Origin of the sequence: Paraburkholderia diazotrophica (assembly GCF_900108945.1) — a bacterium.
GTDB lineage: Bacteria > Pseudomonadota > Gammaproteobacteria > Burkholderiales > Burkholderiaceae > Paraburkholderia > Paraburkholderia diazotrophica.
Genome location: NZ_FNYE01000008.1, coordinates 196,088 through 209,557, shown reverse-complemented (window position 1 = coordinate 209,557; position 13,470 = coordinate 196,088). Strand labels below are relative to the sequence as shown.

The 13,470-nt window shown below is 65.0% G+C and carries 11 protein-coding genes; 9 read left to right on the top strand and 2 right to left on the bottom strand.

Annotated features, from left to right (window positions below):
• Positions 1-24: 24 nt before the first annotated feature.
• The 7 genes from fusA (at position 25) to BMW76_RS13475 (ending at position 10,063) form a co-directional block, all read left to right on the top strand.
• Positions 25-2,130: an elongation factor G gene (gene fusA, locus BMW76_RS13505; protein WP_090865777.1), complete on the top strand. Its 2,106-nt coding sequence runs from the start codon at positions 25-27 to the stop codon at positions 2,128-2,130.
• Between the two features lie 217 nt (positions 2,131-2,347).
• Complete coding sequence (locus BMW76_RS13500; RefSeq protein WP_090865695.1) at positions 2,348-2,845, top strand: cupin domain-containing protein; 498 nt, start codon at positions 2,348-2,350, stop codon at positions 2,843-2,845.
• Between the two features lie 37 nt (positions 2,846-2,882).
• The gene (locus BMW76_RS13495) at positions 2,883-3,926 is read left to right on the top strand and encodes a HoxN/HupN/NixA family nickel/cobalt transporter (protein WP_090865693.1); all 1,044 of its coding nucleotides are present in this window, start codon (positions 2,883-2,885) and stop codon (positions 3,924-3,926) included.
• Positions 3,927-4,283: 357 nt separating this feature from the next.
• Positions 4,284-5,969, top strand: coding sequence for an ABC transporter substrate-binding protein (locus BMW76_RS13490; protein WP_090865691.1), 1,686 nt, complete (start codon positions 4,284-4,286; stop codon positions 5,967-5,969).
• Between the two features lie 31 nt (positions 5,970-6,000).
• Positions 6,001-7,011, top strand: coding sequence for an ABC transporter permease (locus BMW76_RS13485; protein WP_090865689.1), 1,011 nt, complete (start codon positions 6,001-6,003; stop codon positions 7,009-7,011).
• Complete coding sequence (locus BMW76_RS13480; protein ID WP_090865687.1) at positions 7,008-7,919, top strand: ABC transporter permease; 912 nt, start codon at positions 7,008-7,010, stop codon at positions 7,917-7,919. Before BMW76_RS13485 ends, BMW76_RS13480 begins: the two co-directional genes overlap by 4 nt.
• Complete coding sequence (locus BMW76_RS13475; protein ID WP_090865685.1) at positions 7,916-10,063, top strand: ABC transporter ATP-binding protein; 2,148 nt, start codon at positions 7,916-7,918, stop codon at positions 10,061-10,063. Before BMW76_RS13480 ends, BMW76_RS13475 begins: the two co-directional genes overlap by 4 nt.
• Before the next feature lie 555 nt (positions 10,064-10,618).
• Here BMW76_RS13475 and BMW76_RS41110 read toward each other — a convergent pair.
• Positions 10,619-10,795 carry a hypothetical protein gene (locus tag BMW76_RS41110; protein ID WP_177200371.1) on the bottom strand — a complete coding sequence of 59 codons (177 nt, stop codon included), beginning with the start codon at positions 10,793-10,795 and terminating at the stop codon, positions 10,619-10,621.
• Positions 10,796-10,914: 119 nt separating this feature from the next.
• Here BMW76_RS41110 and BMW76_RS41105 point away from each other — a divergent pair, with 119 nt between their 5' ends.
• Positions 10,915-11,550 carry a hypothetical protein gene (locus BMW76_RS41105; protein WP_177200370.1) on the top strand — a complete coding sequence of 212 codons (636 nt, stop codon included), beginning with the start codon at positions 10,915-10,917 and terminating at the stop codon, positions 11,548-11,550.
• A 135-nt stretch (positions 11,551-11,685) separates the two neighbouring features.
• Here the strand turns inward: BMW76_RS41105 and BMW76_RS13465 are convergent, their stop codons facing one another.
• Complete coding sequence (locus BMW76_RS13465; RefSeq protein ID WP_090865681.1) at positions 11,686-12,531, bottom strand: aldo/keto reductase; 846 nt, start codon at positions 12,529-12,531, stop codon at positions 11,686-11,688.
• A 186-nt stretch (positions 12,532-12,717) separates the two neighbouring features.
• Between BMW76_RS13465 and BMW76_RS13460 the strand changes: the two genes are divergently transcribed.
• Entirely contained in the window at positions 12,718-13,464 is a 747-nt protein-coding gene (locus BMW76_RS13460) for a GntR family transcriptional regulator (RefSeq protein ID WP_090865680.1), read from the top strand.
• Positions 13,465-13,470: the final 6 nt, after the last annotated feature.

Genomic DNA, 13,470 nt, shown 5'->3' with positions numbered 1-13,470 from the left:
GCGCGCCAACTCATGGAGGTTCACGTGCCCCGCAAGACTCCTATCGAGCGATACCGGAACATCGGTATCAGTGCTCACATCGATGCCGGCAAGACCACCACCACCGAACGCATTCTTTTCTACACCGGCGTGACTCACAAGATCGGCGAGGTTCACGACGGTGCGGCGACGATGGACTGGATGGAGCAGGAGCAGGAGCGCGGCATCACGATCACGTCGGCGGCCACGACGGCGTTCTGGAAAGGCATGGCCGGCAATTATCCGGAGCACCGGATCAACATCATCGACACGCCGGGACACGTCGACTTCACGATCGAAGTCGAACGCTCGATGCGTGTGCTCGACGGCGCGTGCATGGTGTACGACTCCGTCGGCGGCGTGCAGCCGCAGTCCGAAACCGTGTGGCGCCAGGCGAACAAGTACAAGGTGCCGCGCATCGCGTTCGTCAACAAGATGGACCGCGTCGGCGCGGATTTCTTCCGCGTGCAGCGGCAGATCGGCGAGCGCCTGAAGGGTGTGGCCGTGCCCATCCAGATTCCGATCGGCGCGGAAGATCACTTCCAGGGCGTCGTCGATCTCGTGAAGATGAAGGCGATTGTCTGGGACGACGAGAGCCAGGGCATCAAGTTCACCTACGAAGAGATTCCCGACAACCTGAAGGACCTCGCGCACGAGTGGCGTGAAAAGATGGTCGAGGCGGCGGCGGAATCGAGTGAAGAGCTGCTCGAAAAGTATCTGACCGATCACGAGAGCCTGACGGAAGACGAGATCAAGACGGGCCTGCGCAAGCGCACGATCGCCAACGAGATCGTGCCGATGCTGTGCGGCAGCGCGTTCAAGAACAAGGGCGTGCAGGCGATGCTCGATGCAGTGATCGACTATCTGCCCTCGCCCGTCGACGTGCCCGCGATCCTCGGCCACACCGAAGACGACAAGGAAGCGGAGCGTCATCCGAGCGATGACGAGCCGTTCTCCGCGCTCGCGTTCAAGATCATGACGGACCCGTTCGTCGGCCAGCTGATCTTCTTCCGCGTGTACTCGGGCGTGGTCGAATCGGGCGATACCGTCTACAACCCGGTGAAGGAAAAGAAGGAGCGCCTCGGCCGGATTCTTCAAATGCACGCGAACGAGCGCAAGGAAATCAAGGAAGTGCGCGCGGGCGACATCGCGGCTGCTGTCGGCCTGAAGGAAGCGACGACGGGCGACACGCTGTGCGACCCGAACAACATCATCATCCTCGAGCGGATGATCTTCCCCGACCCGGTGATCTCGCAAGCCGTCGAGCCGAAGACGAAGGCCGACCAGGAGAAGATGGGCATCGCGCTCAACCGTCTCGCGCAGGAGGACCCGTCGTTCCGCGTTACCACCGACGAAGAATCCGGCCAGACGATCATCTCCGGCATGGGCGAGCTGCATCTGGAAATTCTCGTCGACCGGATGAAGCGCGAGTTCGGCGTCGAGGCAACGGTCGGCAAGCCGCAGGTCGCGTATCGCGAAACGGTGCGCACGAAGATCGAGAACGTCGAGGGCAAGTTCGTGAAGCAGTCGGGCGGACGCGGCCAGTACGGTCACGCGGTGATCACGGTCGAACCGGATCCGGGCAAGGGCTACGAGTTCGTCGACGCGATCAAGGGCGGCGTGATTCCGCGCGAATTCATTCCCGCCGTCGACAAGGGCATCCAGGAGACGCTGAAGGCGGGCGTGCTCGCAGGCTACCCCGTCGTCGACGTGAAGGTGACGCTGACCTTCGGCTCGTACCACGATGTCGACTCGAACGAAAACGCGTTCCGCATGGCCGGCTCGATGGCGTTCAAGGAAGGCATGCGCCGCGCGAAGCCGGTGCTGCTCGAACCGATGATGGCCGTCGAAGTGGAAACGCCCGAGGACTTCATGGGCAACGTGATGGGCGACCTGTCGGGCCGCCGCGGCATCGTGCAGGGCATGGAGGACATCGCGGGCGGCGGCGGCAAGCTCGTGCGCGCCGAAGTGCCGCTTGCCGAGATGTTCGGCTACTCGACGTCGCTGCGCTCGCTCACCCAAGGCCGCGCGACGTACACGATGGAGTTCAAGCATTACGCCGAGACGCCGAACAACGTGTCGGAGGCGATCATCAATTCGAAGGGGAAATAGGCGGTCTTCTCGTCGAGCATGAAAGCCCGTTCCGCAAGGTCGGGCTTTTTTGTTGCGCTCGCGTTCTGGCGCAGCGTCATACGCGAAGTTTTTGGCCATGCCAGAATGAAGCGACTCCCAGCGCGATCAAATCAGCAATCACATCGTTGTACGCATAGGGGCGCGAGCGCGAATGAAGTCAACCGCGCGCAATGCCGCCCGAACAAGGAGACGACACATGAGCGACGAACATCAGCAGGCGCCCCAGACTCCGATCGACTGGCGCGAGCACGGCGTAAAGGTCATCAAGGGCGACCAGCTCGACACGAACACGCCGCAAACGCCAGGCATGAACCGCGCCGCCGCGATCAACGCGGCACGCGTCGGCGCACAGAAGCTGTGGGCGGGCACCGTGATGATCCATCCGAATGCGAAGACGGGCGCGCATCATCACGGCGCGCTAGAAAGCGTCATCTACGTGGTGCGCGGCCATGCGCGGATGCGTTGGGGCGAGCATCTGGAATTCACTGCGGAAGCGGGCCCCGGTGACTTCATCTTCGTGCCGCCGTATGTGCCGCATCAGGAGATTAACGCGAGCACCGACGATCCGCTCGAATGCGTGCTCGTGCGCAGCGACAACGAAGCCGTCGTCGTGAACCTGAACATCGATGCCGTCGAAAAGCCTGAGACCGTCTACTGGGTCGATCCGATTCACAAGCATCCGCACGATCACTGACGTCCCGCGCAAACCACACGCTCAAGACCACGCCCGCATGACGCCGCCCACTTCACTGCGCCCTCGCCTCGTCACGCTGTACGCCGGACTGATCGGCGCAAACGTCGCCGCGTGGGCATGGGCGCTGATCGCGTTTCGCCACTATCCGCTGCTGCTCGGCACAGCGCTGCTCGCGTATGGCTTCGGACTGCGGCACGCAGTCGACGCGGACCACATCGCCGCCATCGACGCCGTCACGCGCAAGCTGATGCAGGAAGGCAAGCGCCCGCTCGGTGTCGGGCTCGCGTTCTCGCTTGGACATTCGAGCATCGTGATCGCGGCGACAGTCGGCATCGCGCTGACGGCGCTGACGCTGCATGGGCGCTTCGAAGCGTTTCACGCGGTCGGCGGGACCATCGGGACGATCGTCTCTTCCGCCTTCCTGCTCGTGCTCGCCGGCGTCAATCTCGCGATTCTGCGCGACGTATGGCGCCGCTACCGTCACGCGCAGCGAGGCGGGCAACTGTCGCATGAAGACGCCGCGCGCGGCGCGCCCGCCGGTCTGCTGTCGCGCGCGCTGAAGCCGCTTTTCCGCCTCGTGACGAAAAGCTGGCACATGTACCCCGTCGGCGTGCTGTTCGGCCTCGGCTTCGACACGGCGACGGAAATCGGCCTGCTCGCGATCGCCGCTGCCGAAGCGGGCAAAGGTCTGCCGCTCTACTCGATCCTCGTGTTTCCGGCGCTCTTCACGGCGGGCATGACGCTCGTCGATTCGACCGACAACGTGCTGATGGTCCACGCGTACGGCTGGGCGATGGACGATCCGAAGCGCAAGCTCTACTACAACGCGAGCATCACGTTCGTGTCCGCCGTCGTCGCCATCGCGATCGGCGGCATCGAAGCGCTCGGCTTGCTGGCGGACAAACTGGGCCTCGACGGCCGCGCCTGGGACGCGGTGGCCGCCGTCAACGCGCGCTTCGGCACGCTCGGCTATGGGATCGTCAGCGTGTTCATGCTGTGCTGGATCGGCTCGATCCTGTTTCATCGCTGGCGCAGGCCGGCGCCGATCGGCCGCCAGGCCGCCAGGCCGCCAGGCCGCTAGCGCTGCAATATGCGCCGAGCCGCGCCAATCGCCCACGAGCGCCCCGCGAGCACCTCATGACCGCCTCATAAGCGCTTCATAAACAGCGAATGAACGCGGCATGCGCGCCGCCAGAACAACGGATCGGCCACCGCAACGCCGTCGAGCGTCCGGACAAGCGCCGCGGGCGTTGTGTGCGCGACACATGTTCATCGCCGATTCGTCTGAAGGGAACCCCTGGCGGACACGAATGCTCCCAACACAAAGGCAATCGCTTACACTGAACCCGCATCGTCGCCGCAGTACCGCTTGCGTCAACCCGCAGCGCCGCGCGCACAACGCGTGGCGTCCCAACAGAACGGATCGGACTAACCATCGATGAAGAATTCCGCGGACCCGCGTTTTGCGCCTCTTTCAGCAGCCGCTTTTGACGTCGAGGCGACACGCCGCAGCGCCGACGCCTACGGCAATCATGCGATCGACGAATGGCTGACCGGCCGTCTCACTCGGCGCGAGCTGCTGCGATACGCGAGCGTGATCGGCATGTCGCTCGTGGGCGGCGGCCTGCTCGCCCCGCACAGCGCCCGCGCGCAAGGCACGGCGAGCGCGAACGGAACGATCCGCGTCGCGCACCTGACGCCTGCGGGCGCCGTCGATCCGATGACGGTCACCGATGCCGCCAGTCTCTGCCTGCTGAATCAGACGGGCGAATTCCTGATCGACGACGACGGCGAAAAGCAGGTGCTCAAGCCCGCGCTCGCGTTGTCGTGGAAGCCGAACGACAAGGGCGACGTGTGGACCTTCAAGCTGCGCGAGAACGTCAAGTTCCACGACGGCCAGCCGTTCACCGCGAAGGACGTCGCCGCGACCTTCGACCGTCTCGCCGATCCCGCCGCCGGCTCGGCTGCGTTGTCGGTGCTGAAGGGCGTGCTGTCGAAAGGCGGGACGAAAGTCGTCGACGATCACACCGTCGCGTTCCATCTCGACGCGCCCAATGGCAATTTCCCGTACTACGTTTCGTCGGACAACTACAACGCAGTGATCCTGCCGGCGAGCTACACGGGCGGATACGAGAAGAGCTTCATCGGCACGGGCCCGTTCAAGCTCGAGAAGTATCAGGCGAAGGTCGGCGCGACGTTCGTGCGCAATCCCGACTACTGGGGTGAAAAAGCGTTGCCGCAACGCGTGCAGTTCGCGTTCTACGCCGACCAGCAGGCGCAGATACTCGCGCTGCAAGGCCATCAGGCGGACGTGATGGGCACGTTCACCGTGCAGGGCGGCCAGGGCCTGATGAACAATCCCGAGTTCAAGGTGATCGGCGTGAAGTCGAGCGCGCACCGGCAGATTCACATGCGCGTCGACAGCCCGCAGTTCAAGGACAAACGCGTGCGCCAGGCGCTCGCTCTGTCGCTCGATCGCGATGTGATCGTCAAGGGCCTGTTCAAGGGCCGCGCGCAAGTGGGCAACGACAGCCCGTTCGCGCCTGCGTTTCCGTCGTCGGATGCAGGCGTGCCGCAGCGCAAGATCGATGTGGCGAAAGCGAAGCAGCTGCTCGCGCAGGCGGGCGTGCCGAACGGTTTCGACGTGACGCTCACGACGGAGAAGTTCATGGAGATTCCCGACCTCGCCGTCGTCGTGCAGAACTACGCGAAGGCCGTCGGCATACGCATCAACCTGAAGGTCGAGAGCCAGTCGCAGTACTACGGCTCGGGCACGCCAGGCAAATCGGACTGGCTCGACGCGCCGTTGGGCATCACCGATTACGGCAGCCGCGGCGTGCCGAACGTGTTCCTCAACGCGCCGCTGACGAGCACGGGCACCTGGAACGCCGCGCATTTCAAGAACCCGCAGTACGACAAGCTGGTCGCCGACTACGTCGCGGCACTCGATCTCTCGTCGCAAAAGAAAGTGTCTGCGCAGATCCAGACATTGCTGCTCGACGAAACGCCCGTGATTTTTCCGTTCTTCTACGATCAGCTGATCGCCGCGCGCAAGCAGCTGAACGGCGTGCGCTTCACCGCGATCGCGCAGCTGTATTTCGATCGCGCGACGCTCGCGGCCTGACCCCGCGCGACGCCGCGAGCAAGAGATATCGATGTCGAGCACGGTCCCCTCTTCCATCGCGCGCGGCTCGGGTGGCAGTACGGCGCGTGTCGCGCGTTTCGTCGCGACGCGTGTCGGCTTGTCGCTGATTACGCTGTGGCTCCTGTCGATCATCGTGTTCGCGGGCGGCCAACTGCTGCCCGGCGACATCGGCCGCGCGCTGCTTGGGCCGCTCGCCGATGCGCGCGCGGTCGCGGCGCTCAATCATCAGCTGGGCGCGGACCGGCCGCTTCTCACGCAGTACGTGCAGTGGATCACGCACTTCGTGCACGGCGACATGGGCATGTCGTACGCGTTTCGCGAGCCCGTTGCGCCGTTCGTCGGCAACGCGCTGGCGAACTCCGCGAAGCTCGGCTTTCTCGCGTTCATCGTGGTTGTGCCGCTCGGCATCGCGGGCGGCGTGTGGGCCGCGATGCACGCGGGACGCTGGCTCGACCGCACGATCAGCATCGCCGGCCTGTCGGCGACGGTGGTGCCGGAGTTCGTGTCGTCGATCGTACTGATACTCGTATTCGGCGTGTGGCTGCAATGGCTGCCCATCGAGGCATCGTATCCCGCCAATGCGGGCATCCTCACGCAACTGAAGCATCTGATCCTGCCCGTGCTGCCGCTCGTCTTCGTGTTCTTCGGCTATATCGCGCGGATGGCGCGCGCGGGCACCGTCGAGGCGCTCGACGCCGACTACACGCGCACCGCGATCCTCAAGGGGTTGCCGCCGCATATCGTGATCGGGCGGCACGTGCTGCGCAACGCGCTGCTGCCGACCATCACGGTCGCCGCGACGCAACTCGGCTACATGATCGGCGGGCTTGTCGTCGTGGAGACGCTGTTCCACTACCAGGGCATCGGCTCGCTGATCTACAACGCGGCGAAGGCCAAGGACTTTCCGATGCTCGAAGCGGGCGTGCTGACGATCGGCGTCGTGTATACGGCCGCGAATCTCATCGCCGATGCAGCGTACGTGCTGCTCAATCCGCGCTTGCGCGTGAGGAGCGCCGAATGAGCACGACGCCCGCCTCGCCTGTTACGCCACCTGAAACGCCACCGCAAACGCCGCTGCGAACACCCGCGCCGCGCCCGCGCGAGCGCCGCTACGACACGCTGCGCGTGTTGCTGCGCTCACCGACGTTCATCGTCGGCGCCGTCATCGTGCTGTGGTGGATCGTCTGCGCGATTGCGGGTCCGTGGATCGCGCCGCTCGATCCGTATGCATCCGATCCGCTGAACTCGCTCGCGCCGCCCGCGCAGGGACACTGGTTCGGCACCGATCAGTTGGGCCGCGACGTGCTCTCGCGCGTTATCGTCGGCGCGCGCGACATCCTGACGATCGCGCCGCTCGCGACGCTGCTCGGCACGCTCGCGGGCACCGCGCTCGGTCTGGTGGTCGGCTACTTCGACGGCTGGGTCGACAACGTGATCGGACGCGCGATCGATGCCGTGCTCGCGCTGCCACTCGTGATCGTCGCGCTGCTCGCGCTGGCGGCTGTAGGCGCTTCGAACGCGACGGTGATCCTCGTGATCGGCATCACGTTCGCGCCGATCACGTCACGCACGGTGCGCGCCGCCGTGTTCGCCGAACGGCATCTCGACTACGTGGCCGCGGCGCAGCTGCGCGGCGAGAACGCGCTCTACATCATGTTCGCCGAGATCCTGCCGAACGTGCTGCCGCCCATCATCGTCGAAGCGACGGTGCGCCTCGGCTACGCGATCTTCGCGGTCGCGACGCTGTCGTTTCTCGGCTTCGGCATCCAGCCGCCTTCCGCCGACTGGGGCCTCGCGCTCTCCGAGTCGTACACGCTGATGGCGGGCGGCGCATGGTGGACGGTCGTGTTCGACGCGGCGGCCATCGCTTCGCTCGTGGTCGGCGTGAATCTGATCGCGGATGCCGTGCAAGGAGCCGTCGACGGATGAACGGGCCGCCCCCCTCACCTCCCGCCTCGTTTCCCGCTTTCGACGTGTCGAAGAGCGAGCAGTCGGACGCGCTCACGATCGTCGGACTCACCGTCACGTACCGCACGCGCGGACGCGAGCGCGAAGTGCTGCAGGACGTATCGTTTCGGATCAAGCGCGGCGAATCGTATGGGCTCGTCGGCGAATCGGGTTGCGGCAAGTCGACGGTCGCGATGGCAACGCTGCGCTATCTGCCGCGCAATGGCCGCGTGAAGGCGGGCCGCATTTCGATCGCGGGCAAGGAAGTGCATTCGCTCGATGCTGTCGCGCTGCGCGAGATGCGCGCGAACGCGATCTCGATGGTCTATCAGGACCCGTCCCGCGCGCTGAACCCTTCGCTGACCGTTGCGCGCCAGGTGTCGGAAGCGTTCGAAGCGTCCGGTGCGACCTACGATGAAGCGCTCACGCGAACTGCCGAGATGCTGCGCAAGGTGCGCATCGCCGAGCCCGAGCGCGTGATGGACAGTTATCCGCATCAGCTGTCGGGCGGCATGCAGCAGCGCGTCGTGATCGCGATGGCGCTCGCGTCGCAACCCGCGCTGCTGATTCTCGACGAACCGACGACGGGACTCGACGCCACCGTCGAAGCTGAAGTGCTCGATCTCGTCGCACAACTGCGCGAAGAGTTCGGCACGGCTGTGCTCTTCATCAGCCACAACCTCGCGGTGATCGGGCGCATGTGCGAGCGCGTCGGCGTGCTGTATGCGGGCAAGCTCGTCGAAGAAGGCGCGACGCAGGATGTGTTCGCGCGGCCGCGTCATCCGTACACCGTGGGCCTGTTGCGCTGTCTGCCCACGTCGGATCGCAGCAAGGACACCGACCGGCTCGATACGATCGCGGGCAGCCTGCCGCAGCCGGGCTCCGTCACGCAGGGCTGCATCTACGCGGAGCGTTGCCGTCTCGCGGACGACCGCTGCCGTCGCGAAGCACCGCCGCCTTATCGCGTGAAATCGCAGTACGGCGATCAGATGTCTCGCTGCCACTATCACGAACGCGCAATGGAACTGCCGCGCGTGACGGCCTTGCATGCATCGGACGATGCGTCCGACGATGCACCCAGCGATGTACCCGACAATGCACGCAGCGCGCACGATCATTCGCCCGTTCTGCGCGCGGAAAACGTGTCGAAGACCTTTCACGTGCCGGGCGCGACGCTGCGCGCCGTCGACGACGTGTCGCTCGAACTCGCGAAGGGTGAGACGCTCGGCCTCGTCGGTGAATCGGGCAGCGGCAAGACGACGCTCGCGAAGCTGCTGCTCGGCCTGATCTCGCCCGACGCGGGCAGCGTCATCGAACTCGACGGCGCGCGCCTGCCGCCGCGCGTCACGAATCGCAACGACGACCAGGTGAAGTCGCTGCAGATCGTCTTCCAGAATCCGGACTCCGCGCTCAATCGCGCGCACTCCGTCAAGCGATTGATCGGCCGCGCGCTGTCGCGACTGTCTTCGCTGCACGGGCCCGCGCGCGACGAAAGGCTCGCGTCGCTGACGCAAGCCGTGCGGCTGCCAGACCGCTATCTGACGTCGCGCACCCGGCAACTGTCGGGCGGCTTGAAGCAGCGCGTCGCTATTGCGCGCGCGTTCGCGGGCGATCCGCGCATCGTCGTGTGCGACGAGCCGACCTCCGCGCTCGACGTGTCCGTGCAGGCAGCGATCCTCAACCTGCTCGCCGATCTGCAGCGCGATCGCGGCGTGAGCTATGTGTTCATCTCGCACGATCTGCATGTCGTGCGCTATCTGTCGGATCGCATCGCGGTGCTGTACGTTGGCCGGCTGCTCGAGATCGGGCCCGCCGACGCCGTGTTCAACGGTCCGCATCATCCTTATACGGAAGCGCTGCTGTCTTCCGTGCCGACGCTCGATGGGCACGCCGGCGAGCCGGACGAAACGCGCGATAACAGCCGCACGCAACGCATCCGCCTGTCGGGCGAATTGCCGAGCGCCGCTTCACCGCCTTCGGGCTGCGTCTTTCATACACGCTGTCCGCGCAAGCTCGGTGCGATCTGCGAACAACAGGACCCGCCCTTCACCGATGCCGGAGACGGGCATCGCATCCGTTGCCATATTCCCGTCGACGAGTTGCGCGTTCTTCAACGCCGCGACTGAAACGCCTGTTCTAGCCGCGCTCATCGAGCATCGCTGAAGCCGCTCATCGAGCATCGCTGACACCGCTCATCGCCATCGCTGAAACGAAAAGCCGCGCGATTTGCGGCCTGCGTTTCATGTCCGAAACGTTTTTCATCCGTTCCGACGCGCGCGCAATCGAGCCGTCACATCAGTGCCATACGCAGTGGGCGTGCGCGCGCAATGGCATGTTTATCGCTAAACGACAGTCACGCATGGGGTTGCGGCGAGATCGGCGAATCCTCCGGGATGCTTTGCGCCGGTACACGAATGAAGCAACGACGCAACGGCGCACAGAAAGGACAGCCGGTCTCGCATCTGATGAACCTCGCGGACTTCCGGCCCACGCGCGGCTCGACAGAGCAAACGGGACAAAAGCAAAAAGCAGCATAAAGGGATGACGGCTTGCGGGGGTCGTCGTTTCCTCGGGAGAGGTGCGATGAATACGAACAAACTTGCTACGTACTACTACATGACAATAAAAGGTACGGCAGCCTTCGCGGTAGGCGCGGGGACTTTGATGGCGGCCCAGTTCGTTCAGGCCGCATCCACCGATGAAGTGATTCCGAGGTGGATCGTCACAGCCGATGCGCCGCTCATGGCAAGCGGAGCGTCGGCTGCGACGCAGTTCGCCCAGAACGATGCGGACTCGACAGGCGCGCAGTCCAGCACGACGACGGCAACCGACGACGCAGCATCCGTCTTTCTGCTCAAGACTTGTATTGGCAACCAAGGCAACTGCTCGGCGAATGGCGGACGTGGCAGCGGCGCGGGCGCGGCCAGCGCTTCGGGTTCGGCTGGGGCTTCTTCGGGCGGTAGTGGTGGCGGTAGCGGTGGCAGTGGCGGTTTCGGCGGCAGCTCTGGCGGAGCTGCGGCAGGTCCGAGTGGGAATTCGGGCGGTGGCGGTGGTTTCGGTGGTTTCGGTGGTTTCGGTGGTTTCGGTGGTTTCGGTGGCTCAGGTGGCTCGGGTGGCTCGGGTGGCTCGGGTGGCTCGGGTGGTGGAAGTGGGAATGGTGGTGGAAGCGGCGGTGGTGGTGGCAACGGTGGCGGTGGTGGTAACGGTGGCGGTGGTGGTAACGGTGGCGGTGGCGGTGGTGGCAACGGCGGTGGCGGCGCTGGCGGCGGCGGCGGCGGTGGCGGCGGCGGCGGTGGCGGCGGCGGCGGCGGTGGCGGTAACGGTGGTGGTAACGGTGGTGGCGGTGGCGGTGGCGGTAACGGTGGCGGTGGCAACGGCGGATGCGGTTGTGGCGGCGGCCATGGCGGCCCGAGCGGACCGGGCGGAGGATTTGGAGCAGGCGGTTTCGGCGGCGGCTTTGGAGGCGGCTTTGGCGCGGGTGGTTTCGGTAAAGGCGGCGGCTACGGTGGCGGCTCTGGGTCAGGCGGCGGTCACGGCGGCGGTGGCAACGGACACTAAGATCCGGCGGACGCCACGCGCCGTTCACCCGCGGCAACAATCACACAATGCGTAGACGCTTCCCGGCCCGCATTGGCGGTGACGTTGCGATCGCCGAACGAACGTCACCGCCTGGGCAGTGAGCCAAACATCGAACGCACGAAGCCCGCAGATCACCCGGCCCAACGCACGCAACCGCAACATTTCTCGCTTAAAGCATCTCAAGCGGCCGCTTGCTTCCCGGCGGACGAAAGTGCGCGTCGATAGCGGCAAGATCATCGGCGGACAAACGAAGTGCGAGCGCGCGCGCGTTGTCGCGCACATGCTCGATGCGTCCCGATTTCGGAATCGCAAACACGTCGGGCTGCCGCAGCACCCATGCGAGCGCGACTTGAATCACGGACACACCGTACGCATCGGCGATATCGTCGAGCGGCGAGCGCTTCGGCAGCCGCGCATGATCGACGGGGCTATACGCCATCGCGGGCATCTTGCGCGCCGCGAGCCAGCGGAACAGATCGAACTCCGGCCCGCGCCGCGCGACGTTGTAGAGAATCTGATCGGTCGCGCACGCGTCGCCATGAGGAACGGCGATGAGCTCTTCCATATCGTCGACGTCGAAGTTGCTCACGCCCCAGTGACGTATCTTGCCGTCGCGGCGCAGCGCCTCGAAGCCGGCGACGGTCTCCTCGAGCGGCACCGATCCGCGCCAGTGCAGCAGATACAGATCGAGCCGATCGGTTTTCAGGCGCTTCAGCGACTGCTCGCACGCATGCTGCACGCCACGCTTGCTCGCGTTGTGCGGATAGACCTTGCTGACGAGAAAGACATCGTCACGCAGGCCGTGCAACGCCTCGCCAAGTAGCGATTCCGTCGCGCCTTCGCCGTACATTTCAGCCGTATCGATCAACGTCATGCCCAGTTCGATGCCGCCGCGCAGCGCCTCGATCTCGGCCTTGCGGCGTGACGGATGCTCGCCCATCTCCCACGTGCCCTGCCCCAGTTTCGGAATGCGTTCGCCGTCGGGCAGCGTCACGCTGGCGATGTCGTTCGTCATGTTCGATTCCTCGCAGATGATGTGATGACGATGCGCGCGTCCCTACATGTCACTACATGTCACGCATCGGCTATGCAACGAGTGTAGCGTCTGATCGCGAAACGCATCGGCGTCCCGGCAAAACCCCGCTATAACGCAGCGCGCCAATGTCATAGAATTGCCGCTTGCCCTTCTTGCGTCCGTCACATGAATCCAGCCTCGGAAGACCGCTGGCGCGATCTGCGCCCGGACCCGGAAAACGACACTCCGCTGTATCTTCAGCTCGCCCGCAAGCTCGGCAACGCGATCCACGAGAACCGCTGGAACGCGGGCGAAGCGCTGCCGTCGGAGCGTGTGTTGTCGGAAGCGCTCGGCGTATCGCGGATCACCGCGCGCAAGGCGATCGCGCTGCTCGTCGAACAAGGGCTGATCCGCCGTTCGCAAGGCGCGGGCAGCTTCATCACGCCACGCTATGAAGACCCGCTGTCGCGCCTGTCGAGCTTCAGCGAAATGCTGCGCCGGCGTGGCTTCACGCCGAGTTCGCAGTGGCTCTCGCGCGAGATCGTCCCCGCCAATCGCGATGAAGTGATCCAGCTCGGGCTGTCGCCCGCTGCCGCCGTCACGCGCTTGCGCCGCTTGCGTCTCGCGGACGGCATCGTGATGGCCGTCGAAAACTCGACGTTTCCCGCTTCGATCATTCCCGATCCGCAGGCCATCGGCGATTCGCTGTACACGTATCTCGAACAGCGCGGGCTGACGATCGTGCGCGCGTTGCAGCACTTCCGCGCGGTCAACGCGAACGACGAGATCGCGCAACAGATGAGCATTGCGCCGAACGAGGCGCTGCTGCTGATCACGCGTGTCGGCTACACGGCGGACCAGCGTGCGATCGAGCTCACCGATACCTACTGCCGCAACGACTACTACGATTTCGTGGCCGAGCTGCGCAAGTAAGAAGCG

What these genes read in the sequence shown, in the direction of transcription:
- BMW76_RS13475 (WP_090865685.1), top strand. Translation starts at nt 7,916, where the DNA reads ATGAACGGGCCGCCCCCCTCACCTCCCGCCTCGTTTCCCGCTTTCGAC.
- BMW76_RS13485 (WP_090865689.1), top strand. Translation starts at nt 6,001, where the DNA reads ATGTCGAGCACGGTCCCCTCTTCCATCGCGCGCGGCTCGGGTGGCAGT.
- BMW76_RS13480 (WP_090865687.1), top strand. Translation starts at nt 7,008, where the DNA reads ATGAGCACGACGCCCGCCTCGCCTGTTACGCCACCTGAAACGCCACCG.
- BMW76_RS13495 (WP_090865693.1), top strand. Translation starts at nt 2,883, where the DNA reads ATGACGCCGCCCACTTCACTGCGCCCTCGCCTCGTCACGCTGTACGCC.
- BMW76_RS13490 (WP_090865691.1), top strand. Translation starts at nt 4,284, where the DNA reads ATGAAGAATTCCGCGGACCCGCGTTTTGCGCCTCTTTCAGCAGCCGCT.
- BMW76_RS13460 (WP_090865680.1), top strand. Translation starts at nt 12,718, where the DNA reads ATGAATCCAGCCTCGGAAGACCGCTGGCGCGATCTGCGCCCGGACCCG.
- BMW76_RS13500 (WP_090865695.1), top strand. Translation starts at nt 2,348, where the DNA reads ATGAGCGACGAACATCAGCAGGCGCCCCAGACTCCGATCGACTGGCGC.
- BMW76_RS13465 (WP_090865681.1), bottom strand. Translation starts at nt 12,531, where the DNA reads ATGACGAACGACATCGCCAGCGTGACGCTGCCCGACGGCGAACGCATT.